This is a genomic window from Bacillus thuringiensis (assembly GCF_001455345.1).
GTDB classification, from domain to species: domain Bacteria; phylum Bacillota; class Bacilli; order Bacillales; family Bacillaceae_G; genus Bacillus_A; species Bacillus_A thuringiensis_N.
On record NZ_CP013274.1, the window covers coordinates 4,407,240 to 4,423,662 of the forward strand.

Here is a 16,423-nt window from a genome sequence, read left to right on the forward strand (position 1 = left end):
CCATTATTGACGATAACCACAAGCTGCAATAAGTAGCCCATGTACCGTTTTTGAAAGTGCGACCAGATCATACTTATGATCGCTCATTACCCAATTGGTCACAACTTCATCTACTGTTCCAAAGATCATTTGTCTTGCCACGCGAACATTTAAATCCGCTTGGAATTCACCTTGCTTTATACCTGTCTCTAAAATCTCATCCATAACTTGTAAGTAGCCTTTTAATACTTCATTTATTTTCAGGCGTAAGTCTTGATTGGACTGTCTTAGCTCTAATTGCGTAACGATAGCAAGAGGATCATTTTGTGACAACAGCAAGAAGTGCGTTTCTACCAACATGAATAACTTCGATACAGCGCTTTCAATTCCTGCTGTTTTTTGACGAATTGTTTCGACAAATTCTCCCATTTTCTCTTGGAATAAGGATATTAATATATCTTCTTTATTTTTAAAATATAAATAAATCGTGCCATCAGCTACCCCAGCTTGCTTTGCAATTTTAGAAACTTGCGCTTGGTGGTACCCATTCTCCGCAATCACAATGACTGCCGCATCAATAATTTGATTGTATTTCGGTCTATTTTTCCTCACTTTACTGTCCCCTTCAAGAAGATGACTGAATGAATAGTCATTCATATTCTTATAATACTGACTATTTAGAAAAGTGTCAATCCTATTTTTTCAAAAAGAAAGGGCCTTAGCCCGTTTGCTCATCCTCATTCTTTCTTTTCTCTTCATCAATTAGGACACGGCGTAAAATTTTTCCAACTGTCGTTTTCGGCAGTTCATCTCTAAACTCATATACTTTCGGCACTTTATAGGCCGCTAAATATTTACGCGCAAACTGGTTTAATTCTTCCTCAGAACACTCCGTACCTTCTTTTAACACAACAAATGCTTTAACTGTCTCTCCTCGGTATGGATCGGGAACTCCAATCGTCACTACTTCTTGCACTTTTTCATGCTCATATAATACTTCTTCTACTTCACGAGGATACACATTAAACCCACTCGCAACAATCATATCTTTCTTACGATCTTTCACATAGAAAAAGCCATCTTCATCCATGTAGCCAACATCCCCTGTATGGAGCCATCCATCTTGTAACACAGCTGCTGTTTCTTCTGGCTTATTCCAATACCCTTTCATAATTTGAGGACCTTTTACTACAATTTCACCGATTTCTCCCGGTGGTAATGCCTCACCAGTTTCAAGCGACATAATGATTGCTTCTGTATCTGGCCACGGAACTCCAATGCTACCTGGCACTCGCTTTTCCCATAAAAAATTACTATGTGTAACTGGAGATGATTCTGTTAAACCATATCCCTCTACTAGTTTACCCCCTGTAACTGTTTCGAACTTTTCCTGTACTTCTACTGGAAGTGGTGCTGAGCCACTAATACAAGCACGAATGGAAGAGATATCGTATTGTTTTAAAAGTGAGCTATTTAAAAGAGCGATATAAATAGTTGGTGCCCCTGGGAACAATGTCACTTTATGCTTCTTAATCGCTTCAAAAACCATTTTCATATCAAATTTTGGAATAAGAACCATTTTGTATCCTTGCATAATACTTAAATTCATGACAGCCGTCATGCCGTACACGTGGAAAAATGGAAGAACCCCAAGAACGACTTCTTCTCCTTCTTTGCAATTATATAACCATTGAACTCCCATCAACGTGTTAGAAACGAGGTTTTTATGCGTTAACATAACTCCTTTCGGAAATCCAGTTGTTCCTCCTGTGTACTGTAAAAGTGCTAGATCATTTTCAGGATCACAAGGCACTTCAACATCCGTATTCACTTCTTTTTCTACTGAATTCCAAAGATGAATCGTTTCACTCTCTGATACTTTCACAACTAAATTCGACTGTTTTTTCTGCACAAATGGATACAATAGATTTTTAGGGAAGGGTAAAAAGTCCGCAATACGGGTTACGATAATATGTTCAATTTTTGTAGCAGATTGAACATTCGTTACTCTTGGAAATACTAAATCGAGACAAAGAATTACTTTTGCTCCCGAATCATGAAGCTGATATTCTAATTCTCTTTCTGTATATAGTGGATTTGTTTGTACTACGATACCTCCTGCAAGTAATGTACCGTAATAACCAATTACAGCTTGCGGACAATTCGGCAACATAATAGCAACTCGATCACCCTTTTCCACACCGAGCTTTTGAAGATAATTTGCAAACCTCTTCACCTTATCATGGAAGTCTGAAAATGTAATATCCTTCCCTAAAAAGTGAAGCGCTTTCTTTTCTGGATAGCGAGAAGCCATCTGTTCTACATATCTATGAAGCGGCTGAATATCATAAGAAATCGTACTCGGAATTTCCTCTGGATAACTTTTCAACCATGGTTTTTCCACCTTCATTCCCCCTTCAAATACATAAAAAATAAATGAATGTTCATTCATGATGGTTGTTTTCATTATATTATAGTCGCCATAATGTTACAATCATAATATTCTGACTTTTATATAACTATGCTTTACTTCATTAACTTCTTATTATATGTAGAAACTCTCTTAATCTTCAAAGAGTAAGAGAGTTATTATTTAGCTTAATCTTATTATCGTTAACACAGCTCCTGGTGTAGTTGTTGATAATGTTGCAACAGCTAACAAACCAAATAATTGCAAGCTAATAGCATCTCCTGCTGCAAGAGTTGTAATAATTGTTGCGCTAAATGATGTGGTTGCTACAGCAGGAGAATTTATCGTCCCAGCAAGTGGTGCTCCATTAATTGTAATTCGTGAACTGACCAATAATGAAGCTGTTATATTAATCGAATATGAAATATAATAATTCCCAGCATTTGCAACCGTAAATACTGTATTTCCACCAGAAACAGTAATTCCTGGACCGATGTTTTGATTATTTGGAAGTGGTACGTTCGTCCCACCTAGAAGTACCGATATCGCCGTTCCTGACGTATTATTTGCAAATGCATATGTCGCCGTGATACTTGTACCTGTTACTCCCGTTGGACCTGTCGCTCCTGTTGGACCCGTTGATCCGGTCGCTCCCGTTGGACCTGTTACTCCTGTTGAACCCGTTGATCCGGTCGCTCCCGTTGGACCTGTTACTCCTGTTGAACCCGTTGATCCGGTCGCTCCCGTTGGACCTGTTACTCCTGTTGCTCCCGTTGTTCCCGTTGATCCTGTTACTCCTGTTGCTCCCGTTGACCCTGTTGGACCCGTTGGACCTGTTGATCCGGTCGCTCCCGTTGGACCTGTTGATCCGGTCGCTCCCGTTGCTCCCGTTGGACCTGTTACTCCTGTTATTCCCGTCGATCCTGTTGGACCCGTTGATCCGGTCGCTCCCGTTGGACCTGTTACTCCTGTTGCTCCCGTTGGACCTGTTACTCCTGTTGCTCCCGTTGGACCTGTTACTCCTGTTGCTCCCGTTGGACCTGTTACTCCTGTTGCTCCCGTTGGACCTGTTACTCCTGTTATTCCCGTTGATCCTGTTGGACCCGTTGGACCTGTTAGACCCGTTGATCCGGTCGCTCCCGTTGGACCTGTTGGACCCGTTGATCCGGTCGCTCCCGTTGGACCTGTTGGACCTGTTGGACCCGTTGATCCGGTCGCTCCCGTTGGACCTGTTACTCCCGTCGCTCCTGTTATTCCCGTTGATCCTGTTGGACCTGTTGGGCCTGTGTCACCCGTTGGACCCGTCGGACCTGTTGGGCCCAGCTTAGGAACTGTCCCATCGCAACTAAAACAGCACGAATCAACATGTACACCATTTTGATTATTACAACTACAATATCCATTTGTATTATTGAGCCATGAAGACATGTTGATCCCTTCCTTCAAATTCAATCTTTTAAGTACCAGTAAGTAATAAAAAACTTTATTTGGTGGGTATACACATACAGATTGATTGCGTACATTCCAGTAATTATTACATGCAACAAACTCTTCTTTTGCTTGTACTTTTGCCTCCTTGATTAAACGAAATCCCTTTTTTACATTTGCTGTATACGGCGCTAACATATCTTATTTCCGAAGACCTTCTACTATTTCTGTATCCTTTATCCCATGCTCTATGCATTACATATACGAATGAATAAGAACGTTTTTCTGAAGTTTTTTAAATATTCCTCAATTATTTTTCTATTGCGGCAAATGCTTAACTCAATATTTCTTATCGAACAGGGATTATATAATCTCTCACGAATTTAATCTATGAACAAAAATAGGAGGGATAACTATGTACCAAACTATTGAAGGTTTTTTACAATCATGGACATACGAGGCCGAGTCTACTCAGAAAATGCTCGATGCATTAACAGATGAATCTTTGTCACAAGAAATTGCACCTGGACATTGGACGTTAGGCAGAGTTGCTTGGCATATCGTGACGGCAATTCCTGTTATACTGTCTAGCACAGGGCTAAAGTTTGAAGGAGAATCGAAAGATTATCCTGTTCCAACTTCTGCAAAAACAATTGCAGATGGGTATCGTAAAGTGAACGCGGCTTTCGTTGAAGCACTTCAAAGTAAATGGACTGATAAAGATTTAGCAACTATTAATGACTTCTTTGGTCGCCCTATGCCGAATTCTATATTTTTAATGACACTTATTAATCATCAAAATCACCACCGTGGACAAATGACGGTTTTAATGAGACAAGCTGGCTTAACAGTTCCTGGCGTGTATGGACCCGCAAAAGAAGAATGGGCTGCTGCTGGAATGGAAGCACCTAAAATGTAACAACAGAAAAAGACAAGGTGTTTACACATCTTGTCTTTTTCTGTAACTTGTTTCATGTGAAACTATTTTTTAAAAATGGTTGTTTTATGGAATATATAGGTTAAAATGAATACATATTACGAAGAGGAGTAACCAAATTGAATACAAAAAATAAAAAAATAGCTATGGGAACTATTTTACTAACTTCTCTTATTGGAGTTATTAGCGTATCTCTTTATTTCACAAGTTATGGTACCCCTTGGGGAAAACAAGCAGCAATTACGGAATCAAAAGAGTATATTACAAAATATTTTAATCTAGATGCAGAAGTCAAAAACACTTCTTACGATGCTAAAATGAATAGCTATGCAATCGCCTTTGAAACAAATAAAGACGGAGAGTTTACTATCGAATATAAAAGTTCTAATAACTTTTATATTTCTCCAGAAGTACAAGCGTATTTAAGCAAACACTCCAAATTTACAGAGTAGTAACGAAGCATACATATACAAAAAAGAGTTGGTGTAACGCCAACTCTTTTTTACGTATTCTTATCATACAGTTATATCTTCCTTCTCTATATTTTTAATTCCGTAATATGCAATCACCACTCCAATTGCTGCAAGTGCTAGTTGAAGGGGAAGAAAAGTTGCTGTGGGAAACTCTGGGTTGCTATTCATTGCAATTGAGACAACGATAAGAGATGAAACAATTGTAGTTGGCACTGAACGTTTACGCATTCCGAAATATAGAGGGATTAAACTCATTCCCGCAGTTGCAATGGCTAAAGGAACCAGTTTTATTCCTTCTTGCATCAATTGATCTACTGTGAATGAATTAGGAAGAATTGAAAAATAGCTATCTATCCCAAAGAAAATTCCTACTACTAAAATGTTAGATACAATAACTGTTATAAATGTTACTATCGCTGTAATAGCCAACTTACTAGCCATCATTTTCTTTCGGTTAATAGGATAAGAAAACATAAGTAGTATTGTTTTATTTTTATATTCGCCAATTATTAACCTTGCGATTAATACACTACCAAAAATAATAAATGTTGCTCTTACTATTGTGCTAGCCATTAACAATATCGTCTCTGGATTCCTTATTTCTGCATCACCTTCTACTTGAGCGATGATGCTCACAAAGATCATTAATGCCAGTATAACAATATTTGCAATAATTGCTCTCTTCACGTACCAACCAAGCTTAAACTTTTTCAATTCTAGCTTCATTAAATGTAGCATGATAGTGTCCTCCTTCCTCCTAAGATTTAATCAATATAAATGACCCCTGTTTCACTTAAAATCTTCGCTTCATTTTTTGCATCACCAATCGTTCCTACTTTTATTCTTTCTGTACTTTTATCTTTCTTAAGTCCTTTTAAATCCACTATTACGTCAGTCAAATTACTTTTAGCCGTAAGTTGTAAAGAAGTCGGAACCCCTTTATACCGTACGCCAATATCCCCTGATTTTGTTTCTATAAATAATGATTTTCCTTCTGTCATATCTTTCAGCAATACTTCCCCAGATGTTGAAGTGATGTTCATATTTTCGTTTTTTACATTTTTTACATAATTATCGCCAGTAGTGGAAGTTATATTTACTTCTTGTAATGAACTATCTTTTAACATTAAATCTCCACTTTCGGATGTGAATTCACCCTTCTCTGCCGATAATCCTGTAATCATTTCATCTCCATATTTGCCTTTTGTCACGATGTTTTTTACTACTATATCGTTTATTTTCACATCACCCGATTTATTATTTACTACAATTTTATCTATTTCTTTCTTTGGAATAGCTATAGATATACTATTTTTCTTCCTAAACGTAAAACCATTAAAAAATCTAGTTACCTTTTGTTTTTGCTTAATCATAATTTTATTTTCGTCATTTTCTATTTTGACAGGATCTATCTCTTTATCTGCTTGTTCACCTTGAGCGGAAATTACTATTTTATTAGCGTCTGTACTTTTAAATTCAATATTCCAATTTTCATTGTCTACTTCTATTTCTTTTATATTATTTATATCAAAAGACTTTTCTTTCTTAAAATCTTTCCCTTGAAATACCTTAAAACCAAAAACCGCACTAGCAATTGTAATGAATAATATTGCAATTACTATCATTTTCTTCATTATTCATACCCCAGTTCGTTTTTGTTTTAAGCTTACTTCACGCCACATCGATCTTGTCGATTTTACGAAATGATAGATAACTAATGAAAATTCCTAATAAACAGAGCACGATTGGAATAGCTATAAAATCAAACATACTTACTTGACCGTTTCCAGCACCAACGTTACCACTAATCAGCATACCAATTATTACTGCCGAAGTTATCGTTGTCGGTGTCGATTTCTTTCTCATTCCAAAAAATAAAGGAATTAAGCTTATACCTGATATCATAAATGCACTTATAACAGTGGTTGGAACGGTAGCTATTATTTCACCTATCGTAGCAGGTGTTTCAATCAGTCCCATCATTGGACTCACAAAATATACAAGCAAACTGATAATGAAAGTCGCGATAATGGTACTCACAAAACAAAAACAAAAAACAATTGTTAATTTCGCACTCATTAGCATTTTCCTTTGAAGCGGATACATAAATGATAGTTGTATCGTTTTATTCTTATACTCATCAATTACTAAACGTGATAAAATGACCGAACTAAAAATAATGAATGTTATTCTAATAAAAATATTTGCTAAATCCATGTTCTGTTTGAAGTCAGAGAAGAGCACGTCTCCTTCAGCTTTCATTCCCAATGCCATAAGGCTTACTACAGCGAAAATTGCTATAATACAAATTGCTACACTTTTAAAGTAACTAGATAATTGATGCTTTTTCCACTCGAGCTTCATTAATCTAAGCATACAAACCACGCCTCCATTCTTTATATAACTGTCTCTACACTGCTAACATTCTAATTCCAGCAGTAACTACGCTTAACATTCCTATCATTAATAGAATTAACAACCATTTCCGCTCTGGTTTCCTATAATATAAAATCCCGCTTATGAACATTACGACCAATCCACTTACTAGATTCACTAACAATCCATTAAGCATGAATGCCCTCTCCATCCATTACATTTAAGAAATATTCTTCTAAGGAACTATGTTTCTTATTAATACTTTCTATTTCCACATCGTTCATAATAAGTGCTTTTGAAATGGCTTGCTGAGACACTGCCGTATCATACACACGAATCATATTTCCGCTCATTATTTTATAATTTTTTATACCAAGTTTATCTTCTAAAATATAAGCTGCACGCTTCACATCAGGAACAGTAATTTCAATGTACTCTGTTTGTTTTCCGTTAATACTCTTCATTGAAACTTCTTTTATTAGTTTTCCATTTTGAATTACACCAATTGTATCCGCCATTAGTTCCATCTCACCTAAAATATGACTAGAAACTAATAATGTAATGCCATATTCTTTGCAGAGCATTTTAAATAAGTCTCGTAACTCTTTAATACCAATTGGATCTAAACCGTTAATTGGTTCATCTAAAATGAGCAATTCTGGCTTTGTCACGATTGCCCTTGCAATACCAAGTCGTTGTTTCATTCCCAATGAAAAATCTTTTACTTTTTTATTATCTATCCCTTGCAGCTTCACTAAATGTAATGCATGGTCAATTTCATTTTTATCGTAATAGCCCATATATTCACAATGTAATTCTAAGTTTTCTTTCGCCGTTAATTTATCATAAAAGATTGGATATTCAATAATTGTCCCCATTCTTTTTAATACTTCATAAGATGTGTCTGTTAACTTCTCACCGAAAATTTCAATATCACCACTTGTCGGTTTTATTAAATTTGTAATCATTTTCATAATCGTTGTTTTACCAGCACCATTCGGTCCTAAGAAACCGTATATCTCTCCTTTTTTCACATGCATGTTAACGCTAGAAATAACTTCTTTCCCTTTAAACACTTTCGTTAACTGATTCGTTTTTAATATATAGGTCATGTCACTTTCCCCTTTCGCACTACTTTATATTTCTATAATAGACAACGGAAATCTCTTTTTTCTTACCCGTTTCTTACAAATTCCTTACGCTGCAAAAAAGCTTGTAGAATCTCTTCTCTACAAGCTAAAACTGCATCTTCTTTAATGCAACTGTAAAAATTGTTTTTTCATACGGCTTACTAGAAAGATGAATTTTTCCATCCATCGCTTCCACAAGCCTTTTCGTAATCGTTAACCCTAAACCGCTCCCTTGGTACAATCTATTTCTTGAATCTTCAAGTGTGTACATACGCTCAAACACTTTATCAATATGAGATTCATCAATTCCTTTTCCTGTATCCCATACGTCTATATACACATTTGTTTCATCATCTCTTAGCATCATACCAAGTGTCTTTCCATCGTCTCCATATGTAATCGCATTTGATATTAAATTATTCAATACCCTGCCTAATACTTCTACATTTCCAAGTGCATATATATTTCTTTCTGGTATATCAATATGAACGTAAAAACCTTTCGTCGTAACTAAATCATAAAAAGATAAAATCTTCTCGCGACAAACTTCATTCATATTTACTTTTGTCATTTCGATTGCCTTGTCACCAGATTCTAACTTGGCTAGATCAAAAAACTTATGAATCAATTCCATTACTTCTAGTGTTTTCACATGCACCTTTTCAAGTAAGATTTGTTGTTCTTCTTTATTTATCGTTTTATCCTTATTTAACATTTCTGTATATCCAAGAATAACTGTTAGTGGCGTCTTTAAATCATGAGAAATATTTGAAAGCATTTTTCTCATCGAAATTTCTACTTTTGCATGATCTGCATTCGTTTTCTGTTTTGCATCTAATAATTGATTAATTGCCACTAATAATTTTTGCAATTCTAGATCATCCGTCATAACGAGTAACTTCTCGCCTGTTTTTTCATTTACAATACTTTCTAACTTTTCATATGTGTACCGTAAATTTTTACTACTACTTTTTCTCATTTTATACTGTATGTAAATGACACATAACAATATAAAAATAATACCTAATAACAAATTAATCATATTACATCACTTCCAGCTTATAGCCGATGCCCCATAACGTTTTAATATACTCTGGATTAGATGGGTCACTTTCGATTTTCTCACGCAACCTTCTCATATGAACATTAATAACGTTATCGTCACCGTAATACTCTTCGCTCCAAACTAGCGTATATATTTGTGCTTTTGTAAATACACGATTTTGATTCTTTACAAACAGTTTTAGAATCTCAAATTCTTTTAAAGTAAGTTTGAGAGGCTTCCCGTTTTTTTCCACAGTAAAATTAATTGGATCGATTGTTAAATCGCCAATTTGAATCATCTTTTCTGTTGTTTCTGTAGCCGAATATTTCGTAGATCTCCGAATACCAGCTTTTACACGCGCCGCCAATTCAATCATAGAAAATGGCTTACAAATGTAATCATCTGCTCCAAGTCCTAATCCAACAGCTTTATCAACATCTGTATCTTTTGCCGACATCATTAAAATCGGTACTGCACTCTTCTCGCGAATAATACGTACAACCTCTAATCCGTCTAACCTCGGCATCATGATATCAAGGATAACTAAATCAAAAGGTGATTTAAAAAAGGCTTGCACCCCTTCCTCTCCATCAGACGCGATTGTAACTTGAAAGCCTTCTTTTATTAAATACTTTTCCACCATCTCTTGAATTGAAATATCGTCTTCAACTAATAAAATATGATGTGACATATGTCTATCCCCTTTTTACAAACGTTAACAACTCAATTGTATCGTAACTACTACAGACTGGAAACAATTATATGAATTTTCAAACCAACTTCCCTTCCTCCCCTAACAATGATATGATAAAATTCACTACGATTGTTCATAATTAACTTTATATAAAGGAGACTTATCATGTCAGAAAACAAAAAAGTAAGCTTAGCTGATTTAATGCGCGAACAACTTGCAAAGAAAAAGCAAGGAAATGGAAATGGGTCAAATAATACAAATCAAAGCCAAGAAACGAAAAAATTACAAAACCAACAAACTAAAAAAACAAACAACCAACGTAGACGTACAGGTGTATAAATGAACGGACAAAAACGTTCTAATATCGCACCCGGTCTTGAAGTTGATATTGTATTAAAACAAGATCAACGCACCGGCAAATTAACACGTGGAATTGTAAAAGATATTTTAACAAACTCCCCTTCCCATCCGCATGGTATTAAAGTACGATTGCAGGACGGGCAAGTCGGTAGAGTACAAAATATCGTTCAATAAGAAAAAGGAGCTCAAGTAAACTCGAGCTCCTTTTTCTTTATTAACCTTTAATTTTTTCGATGAAAACTACTTTTAAATAGTCTCCTTCTTTAAATTGATCAATGGTACGGAAATCTTCTGGTAAAGAATGTTCTTCTAATATTTTATATTTGCCATTCATTTCTTTAAATGCCGTATCGATAAATCCTTTAAACTTTTTCATATCAAATGCGCTACAATTTGTAGAAGCAACGATAATCCCGTTATTTTCTGTAATCGCAATTGTTTCTTTTAATAAGTTTTTATAATCTTTCGCTGCACTAAATGTATATTTCTTTGAGCGTGCAAAGCTTGGAGGGTCAAGTACGACCATATCGAATTTCATCTTTTTCTTAGCTGCATATTTGAAGTACAGAAAGACATCTTCTACAATAATGTCTTGCGCTTCATAATCAATTTCATTTACACTAAACTGCTCAATCGTTTTACTTAAACTACGATTCGCAAGGTCAACACTCGTCGTTTTACTCGCTCCACCAAGCGCTGCAAATACAGAGAAAGCACCTGTATAAGAGAACATATTTAACACAGTTCTTCCCTTTGCATACTTATCACGAATTTGTTTTCGAACGTTACGCTGATCTAAAAATACACCAACCATCGCTCCGTCGTTTAAGTACACCGCAAAGTTCACACCATTTTCTTTTACGATAAGCGGGAACTCGCCGCGCTCTCCTGCTACAAAATCATCGCCTTCAATGTATTTCCCTTTCGTATCAAAACGCTTTTTCTCATAAATCCCTTTAAAGTTTGCTACTTTTTGAAGAGCTGCTATAATCTCATCTCTGAAAGTATAGATTCCCTCACTATACCAGCTTACTACATAATAACCGTCATAATAATCAATGATTAAGCCTCCAAGACCATCACCTTCGCCATTTACAACACGGAATGCTGTCGTATCATTTGATTTGTAAAATTGTTTTCGTTTATGTAAGGCCGATTTTATTTTACTTTCAAAAAAAGATTGATTAATTTGTTCACTCTCTTTTCTCGTTAAAATCCAGCCGTATCCTTTATTTTGTTTTCCATAATAACCTTTTCCGACAAAGTTGCTCTTCTCATCTACTACTTTGATGATTGTCCCTTCTTCACGGACGTCATTTAAATTTTGAATTGCATCTTTTAAAATAAGCGGATATCCACTTTTAATTTCTTTTATAAATTTCGGTTTTATTTTTACAGTTACTTCTGATCGCATATAATAACTTCCTTTCCATTTGCATGCTTTCTCTATAGGAAGCATTTCAAAAACGAGACTGAAAAACAGCCTCGTTTCACTATACCATATTATTGCTTTGCTAGTACAACTCGCTCATTCTCTCGCTTAGCCACCATGTATTTACTACATTTTGAAATGGAAATCCTACTGTCCAAAACAATAAAAAAACTTATTTATTTTACATTTACCATTTACAATGATAATGATTTTCATTATCATTTAATGTATATGAGTTCTCGAAAATAAAGGCAATATTTATAGGAGGAATAAACATGATTATTGTTACAAATACAGCAAAAATTACAAAGGGAAATGGACATAAATTAATTGAACGTTTTAATAAAGTAGGTCAAGTTGAAACGATGCCAGGCTTTTTAGGGTTAGAAGTTCTTTTAACGCAAAATACAGTTGATTATGATGAAGTAACAATTAGCACACGTTGGAATGCAAAAGAAGATTTCCAAGGTTGGACGAAGAGCTCAGCATTTAAAGATGCTCACTCACATCAAGGCGGGATGCCAGATTATATTCTTGATAATAAAATCACTTACTACAATGTTGAAGTTGTACGTATGCCAATGGCTGCAGCACAGTAAACATATTTCTTTTTTAAAGTATAGAATATGAGAAGCGTTACCACTTCTCATATTCTATACTTTTTTATTTACTGTCTTTTTACTAGCTTCGCATGCACGACTAACCTTCCCGCTTCCGGATCGAGTGCATAGTCACACGTCGAAAGTGTTACGATTTGATCACTTGCTGTCAATTTTGCATCTGTTTTGTACAGCGATTTTTCTTGAATTTTCTCCAAAAATAATGTGTATTCCGTATCACTACTAAAATCCGTTTCAATGTAATAAAAATCAGTTGTTGTTGTATACACCGAGAACACTTCAAGATCATATCCTTCAAATAATGTATCGTAATATAATTTACGATGCGACATGAAGAACTCTTCATCTAACATTTTCTTTAAACTTCCAAACATAGAACCATCTTTCATACGATGACCATATAAAATAGTATTTCGATTTTGAGATTTCACATCATTACGATAGTCCATAAAGATGCTTCCTGCTCTCATATCTTCACCTTTATAATTACGAAATAAATAGTAATCATTGTCTTTCGCTTGAACGATTGGATAATTAATTTGTGTATCATCCATCGTAACCCATCCAACTATCTCTTGGTTAATTTGCTGCAGAGCCTTGAACTGTTTACGTACTTCCCCGTCTTGTGATTGCTCTTCCATCGGACTTTTTTCATAAATATTTTGTGCTTCGGCCATTACTTTACGATTTTCATAGTAATCCATGAAAATATCACCTAATTCATATACTGAATAGAAAAAGGTACCTAAAAAGACAACTGTAAGTATTCGTTGAAAAAAAGAATTCTTCTTCCGTTCTTTTTTACTACTCAAATTATCACCTCAAAACGGATTATGCTCAGCCTTTAGATTCCCATAGGTACCATGTATAATCCTGTATCTTCATCTTGCTTTACAACGACATCTACACCGTATATCGTCTTTATCATACTCTCTGTCACAACATCATTTGGCTTACCTTTCGTAACAATCTCGCCATCTTTCATAACAATGATGTGATCACTATAGCGAATTGCCTGATTAATATCGTGTAATACCATGACGATCGTCAATCCATGTACTTCATTTAACTCTTTTACTAGCTCTAATATTTCAAGTTGATAATAAATATCTAAATAGGTCGTCGGTTCATCTAAAAAGAGCATTGGTGTTTTCTGAGCTAACGTCATAGCAATCCAAACACGTTGTCTTTCTCCACCAGATAAAGCGTGAATTTCTTTATCACGTTTACTTAATAAATTCGTACATGCTAAAGCCCTTTCGATTGCTTCTCTATCTTCATCCGTTTGCGCGGAAAAAATATTTTTATGAGGCATACGACCAAAACTTGTTAATTTCTCTACCGTCATATCTGCCGGTGCTTCATTTTGTTGATGGACAACGGCTAACTTTCTAGCAAACTCTTTCGGTTTATATTGGCTAATCGCCTTCCCATCCAGTATGACCTCTCCGCTACGAGGATCATGATTTCTTGACATCACACCAAGTAATGTCGATTTCCCGCAACCATTTGGACCAATAATTGTTGTAATTTTACCAATTTCTATTTCACTACTAACCAACTTTAATCGATCCGTTACATTATCATACGAAAAGGTTACATTTTTAATTTCCATGAACTTTATCACTCTTTCTAAGCAAGAATATTAAGAATGGGCCACCAATAACTGCCATAATCGTTGCTGCTGGAATTTCGTTAGGTGGCACAATTAACCTTCCAATCGTATCCGCCGTCAAAATTAATAACGCACCTGCCAGAGCAGAAAACGGAATTAATACTTTATGATCTGAACCGACTAGTTGTCTTGAAATGTGCGGAACGAGTAATCCTACGAAGGCAATAACACCTGCAATCGCTGTTGATACCGCTGCTAAGAGTACTGCAATAGCAGAAATAATAAGACGAACTCTCGTCACGTGCAAACCTAAGTTTTTCGCAGTCTTATCTTGTAGCGATAATAAGTTACACCAAGCTCCTACAAACAGAGCAAGAACCAAACCAATTGTTCCATACGTAACCATTATTTCTACATCGCCCCACGTCTTCATCGTTATATTAGAAGTCGTCGTTTGCTTAATACTCTTAATGAAATATCCGCAAATCGTAATGAACGATTCATTTAATCCAGTAAACATCGCATTAATAGCTATACCAACTAAAATAATACGAAGTGGACTTAACCCTGACTTCCATGAAAATGCATAAACGAGATAACACGCAAACGCACCACCTAAAAAGGCGAATACTGGTGTCCAGAAAAAGAATTGCGGGAACAACGTTATAATAACAAGTGTCATAAAACTTGCTCCTGAAGATATCCCAATCACTCCAGCATCAGCAAGTGGATTTTTCATAACAGCTTGAAAAAGCACACCTGAAACAGCAAGAGCCGCTCCAGTGAATAACGCAATAATAATACGCGGAAAACGTAAATCTTTAATCACTTCAACATCTTCATTTCCACCTGTAAATATCCCTTGTACAAGCTCAACAATACCTACTTCTAAACTCCCTTTCATCGCTGACAATGATGTCATAACGATAAGTAATGCAGTAACAATGAGGAAACTCCAAGTTTTTTTATTCATTCTACTCTTCCTTTATATGAAAATGCATCACGGATACATCATTTTTTTCAATTCATCTAACGCTTCAATTGCTGCTAAATTTCCTGTCGTTCCAAATAAACGCTCTTCTAAATCGTAAACACGATTATTTTTAACTGCTGCAAAATGCTTCCAAATGTCATTCGTTTTAAATTCTTTATCAAACATTTTTACAACTTCTTCAGGCATACCATGAGCTGCTCGTAAAATAATATCTGGATCAGCTTTCTTTAAATACTCTGTATTAGAAGCTAAATATTCTACTTTTTCACCTTGCACAATATTTTTACCACCTAGTTGTTTCACTAAATCTCCAATATAAGAATGCTCTGTTGCTACTAAATAACTTCCAGGCACACCTAATAAAATAAGTACTGTCGGTTCTTTCTTTCCTTTTACTTCTTTTCGAATGCTAGCGACTTTTTTATCTACCTTAGTTACAACTTCTTCAGCCTGCTTTTCGCGTCCATATTTCTTACCTAAATCGCTAATGGAATTTTGCATATTTTTCAAGCTTGTTAAATCTAAAAATTTTGCTTTCATGCTTACACCATCAAAAATCGGTTTTAATTCATATTCAAGTGTTGTCACAGATAACACTTCTGACGGCTTTAATGATTTTACCTTTTCCATATCTGGACTCATTGGATTCCCAACTTCAGGTAAACCTTTATATCGCTTCGGTAAAGTTTTAGAACTTGTTGGTACACCAACTAAATCTACTTCTAACGCATCCATAATTTCAGTAACAGCAACTGTCGTTGCAACAATTCGCTCTTTACTCTCACTCTTTACCTGCTTTAGTGTTTCTTTTTTTGGTGATGAGCATCCAGCTATACTCATTAACAGAATGATAGCCATTAGCACACTTGCGATTTTCTTCACTCTTAATCACCACTCCTTTCCAAACAATATGAAACAAGTCTTGATGCA

At 35.5% G+C, this 16,423-nt stretch carries 20 protein-coding genes; 5 read left to right on the forward strand and 15 right to left on the reverse strand.

Going from position 1 to position 16,423, the window contains the following annotated elements; all coding sequences use genetic code 11:
* Nucleotides 1-3 precede the first annotated feature (3 nt).
* From ATN06_RS23000 to ATN06_RS23010, 3 genes are all read right to left on the reverse strand, one after another.
* Nucleotides 4-636, reverse strand: coding sequence for a fatty acid metabolism transcriptional regulator FadR (locus tag ATN06_RS23000; RefSeq protein ID WP_060632453.1), 633 nt, complete (start codon nt 634-636; stop codon nt 4-6).
* A gap of 61 nt (nt 637-697) precedes the next feature.
* A complete protein-coding gene (locus ATN06_RS23005) occupies nt 698-2,383 on the reverse strand; it encodes a long-chain-fatty-acid--CoA ligase (protein WP_060632454.1) in 1,686 nt (561 codons plus the stop codon).
* Nucleotides 2,384-2,572: 189 nt separating this feature from the next.
* The gene (locus tag ATN06_RS23010; RefSeq protein WP_060633188.1) at nt 2,573-3,817 is read right to left on the reverse strand and encodes a BclA C-terminal domain-containing protein; all 1,245 of its coding nucleotides are present in this window, start codon (nt 3,815-3,817) and stop codon (nt 2,573-2,575) included.
* A gap of 415 nt (nt 3,818-4,232) precedes the next feature.
* Between ATN06_RS23010 and ATN06_RS23015 the strand changes: the two genes are divergently transcribed.
* Both ATN06_RS23015 and ATN06_RS23020 read left to right on the forward strand, forming a co-directional pair.
* On the forward strand, nt 4,233-4,736 hold the full coding sequence (locus ATN06_RS23015) for a DinB family protein (protein ID WP_060632455.1): 504 nt from the start codon (nt 4,233-4,235) through the stop codon (nt 4,734-4,736).
* A gap of 137 nt (nt 4,737-4,873) precedes the next feature.
* Entirely contained in the window at nt 4,874-5,206 is a 333-nt protein-coding gene (locus tag ATN06_RS23020) for a YfjL-like protein (RefSeq protein ID WP_060632456.1), read from the forward strand.
* A 63-nt stretch (nt 5,207-5,269) separates the two neighbouring features.
* On the opposite strand, the gene ATN06_RS23025 is transcribed toward ATN06_RS23020, so the two are convergent.
* The 7 genes from ATN06_RS23025 to ATN06_RS23055 form a co-directional block, all read right to left on the reverse strand.
* A complete protein-coding gene (locus ATN06_RS23025; RefSeq protein ID WP_060632457.1) occupies nt 5,270-5,965 on the reverse strand; it encodes an ABC transporter permease in 696 nt (231 codons plus the stop codon).
* Between the two features lie 26 nt (nt 5,966-5,991).
* A complete protein-coding gene (locus ATN06_RS23030; protein ID WP_060632458.1) occupies nt 5,992-6,861 on the reverse strand; it encodes a DUF4097 family beta strand repeat-containing protein in 870 nt (289 codons plus the stop codon).
* Between the two features lie 37 nt (nt 6,862-6,898).
* Nucleotides 6,899-7,603, reverse strand: a complete 705-nt coding sequence (locus ATN06_RS23035) for an ABC transporter permease (protein WP_060632459.1) — start codon at nt 7,601-7,603, stop codon at nt 6,899-6,901.
* Between the two features lie 34 nt (nt 7,604-7,637).
* Nucleotides 7,638-7,799, reverse strand: a complete 162-nt coding sequence (locus ATN06_RS23040; RefSeq protein WP_000931774.1) for a hypothetical protein — start codon at nt 7,797-7,799, stop codon at nt 7,638-7,640.
* Nucleotides 7,792-8,715, reverse strand: a complete 924-nt coding sequence (locus ATN06_RS23045; protein WP_000221087.1) for an ABC transporter ATP-binding protein — start codon at nt 8,713-8,715, stop codon at nt 7,792-7,794. The genes ATN06_RS23040 and ATN06_RS23045 overlap by 8 nt, the downstream gene beginning before the upstream one ends.
* 124 nt (nt 8,716-8,839) lie before the next feature.
* Entirely contained in the window at nt 8,840-9,775 is a 936-nt protein-coding gene (locus tag ATN06_RS23050; protein ID WP_060632460.1) for a HAMP domain-containing histidine kinase, read from the reverse strand.
* 1 nt (nt 9,776) lies between these two features.
* Nucleotides 9,777-10,469 carry a response regulator transcription factor gene (locus tag ATN06_RS23055; RefSeq protein ID WP_060632461.1) on the reverse strand — a complete coding sequence of 231 codons (693 nt, stop codon included), beginning with the start codon at nt 10,467-10,469 and terminating at the stop codon, nt 9,777-9,779.
* Nucleotides 10,470-10,637: 168 nt separating this feature from the next.
* On the opposite strand from ATN06_RS23055, the gene ATN06_RS23060 reads away from it, so the two are divergent.
* Both ATN06_RS23060 and ATN06_RS23065 read left to right on the forward strand, forming a co-directional pair.
* Nucleotides 10,638-10,811, forward strand: coding sequence for a hypothetical protein (locus ATN06_RS23060; protein ID WP_001293585.1), 174 nt, complete (start codon nt 10,638-10,640; stop codon nt 10,809-10,811).
* A complete protein-coding gene (locus tag ATN06_RS23065; protein ID WP_001014310.1) occupies nt 10,812-11,006 on the forward strand; it encodes a YwbE family protein in 195 nt (64 codons plus the stop codon).
* A 40-nt stretch (nt 11,007-11,046) separates the two neighbouring features.
* Here ATN06_RS23065 and ATN06_RS23070 read toward each other — a convergent pair whose 3' ends face one another.
* Nucleotides 11,047-12,246 (reverse strand): class I SAM-dependent rRNA methyltransferase, encoded by a 1,200-nt coding sequence (locus tag ATN06_RS23070; protein WP_060632462.1) that lies wholly within the window; start codon nt 12,244-12,246, stop codon nt 11,047-11,049.
* 293 nt (nt 12,247-12,539) lie between these two features.
* Between ATN06_RS23070 and isdG the strand changes: the two genes are divergently transcribed.
* On the forward strand, nt 12,540-12,863 hold the full coding sequence (gene isdG, locus ATN06_RS23075; RefSeq protein ID WP_060632463.1) for a heme oxygenase: 324 nt from the start codon (nt 12,540-12,542) through the stop codon (nt 12,861-12,863).
* A 68-nt stretch (nt 12,864-12,931) separates the two neighbouring features.
* Here isdG and srtB read toward each other — a convergent pair whose 3' ends face one another.
* Genes srtB through isdE form a run of 4 tightly spaced genes read right to left on the reverse strand, consistent with a single transcriptional unit; the run spans nt 12,932 to nt 16,375 of the window.
* Nucleotides 12,932-13,696: a class B sortase gene (srtB, locus tag ATN06_RS23080; protein WP_060632464.1), complete on the reverse strand. Its 765-nt coding sequence runs from the start codon at nt 13,694-13,696 to the stop codon at nt 12,932-12,934.
* 32 nt (nt 13,697-13,728) lie between these two features.
* Entirely contained in the window at nt 13,729-14,499 is a 771-nt protein-coding gene (locus ATN06_RS23085) for an ABC transporter ATP-binding protein (RefSeq protein ID WP_060632465.1), read from the reverse strand.
* On the reverse strand, nt 14,489-15,472 hold the full coding sequence (locus tag ATN06_RS23090) for a FecCD family ABC transporter permease (RefSeq protein ID WP_001036836.1): 984 nt from the start codon (nt 15,470-15,472) through the stop codon (nt 14,489-14,491). The genes ATN06_RS23085 and ATN06_RS23090 overlap by 11 nt, the downstream gene beginning before the upstream one ends.
* A 27-nt stretch (nt 15,473-15,499) precedes the next feature.
* The gene (isdE, locus tag ATN06_RS23095) at nt 15,500-16,375 is read right to left on the reverse strand and encodes a heme ABC transporter substrate-binding protein IsdE (protein ID WP_088116254.1); all 876 of its coding nucleotides are present in this window, start codon (nt 16,373-16,375) and stop codon (nt 15,500-15,502) included.
* Nucleotides 16,376-16,423: the final 48 nt, after the last annotated feature.

Bases quoted from the DNA above. Each gene is read 5' to 3' on its own strand.
- ATN06_RS23085 (WP_060632465.1), bottom strand. From the start codon at position 14,499: ATGGAAATTAAAAATGTAACCTTTTCGTATGATAATGTAACGGATCGA.
- ATN06_RS23045 (WP_000221087.1), bottom strand. From the start codon at position 8,715: ATGACCTATATATTAAAAACGAATCAGTTAACGAAAGTGTTTAAAGGG.
- isdG (WP_060632463.1), top strand. From the start codon at position 12,540: ATGATTATTGTTACAAATACAGCAAAAATTACAAAGGGAAATGGACAT.
- ATN06_RS23050 (WP_060632460.1), bottom strand. From the start codon at position 9,775: ATGATTAATTTGTTATTAGGTATTATTTTTATATTGTTATGTGTCATT.
- ATN06_RS23010 (WP_060633188.1), bottom strand. From the start codon at position 3,817: ATGTCTTCATGGCTCAATAATACAAATGGATATTGTAGTTGTAATAAT.
- ATN06_RS23070 (WP_060632462.1), bottom strand. From the start codon at position 12,246: ATGCGATCAGAAGTAACTGTAAAAATAAAACCGAAATTTATAAAAGAA.
- ATN06_RS23025 (WP_060632457.1), bottom strand. From the start codon at position 5,965: ATGCTACATTTAATGAAGCTAGAATTGAAAAAGTTTAAGCTTGGTTGG.
- ATN06_RS23035 (WP_060632459.1), bottom strand. From the start codon at position 7,603: ATGCTTAGATTAATGAAGCTCGAGTGGAAAAAGCATCAATTATCTAGT.
- ATN06_RS23090 (WP_001036836.1), bottom strand. From the start codon at position 15,472: ATGAATAAAAAAACTTGGAGTTTCCTCATTGTTACTGCATTACTTATC.
- ATN06_RS23000 (WP_060632453.1), bottom strand. From the start codon at position 636: ATGAATGACTATTCATTCAGTCATCTTCTTGAAGGGGACAGTAAAGTG.
- ATN06_RS23065 (WP_001014310.1), top strand. From the start codon at position 10,812: ATGAACGGACAAAAACGTTCTAATATCGCACCCGGTCTTGAAGTTGAT.
- ATN06_RS23055 (WP_060632461.1), bottom strand. From the start codon at position 10,469: ATGTCACATCATATTTTATTAGTTGAAGACGATATTTCAATTCAAGAG.
- ATN06_RS23015 (WP_060632455.1), top strand. From the start codon at position 4,233: ATGTACCAAACTATTGAAGGTTTTTTACAATCATGGACATACGAGGCC.
- ATN06_RS23040 (WP_000931774.1), bottom strand. From the start codon at position 7,799: ATGCTTAATGGATTGTTAGTGAATCTAGTAAGTGGATTGGTCGTAATG.
- ATN06_RS23060 (WP_001293585.1), top strand. From the start codon at position 10,638: ATGTCAGAAAACAAAAAAGTAAGCTTAGCTGATTTAATGCGCGAACAA.
- ATN06_RS23030 (WP_060632458.1), bottom strand. From the start codon at position 6,861: ATGAAGAAAATGATAGTAATTGCAATATTATTCATTACAATTGCTAGT.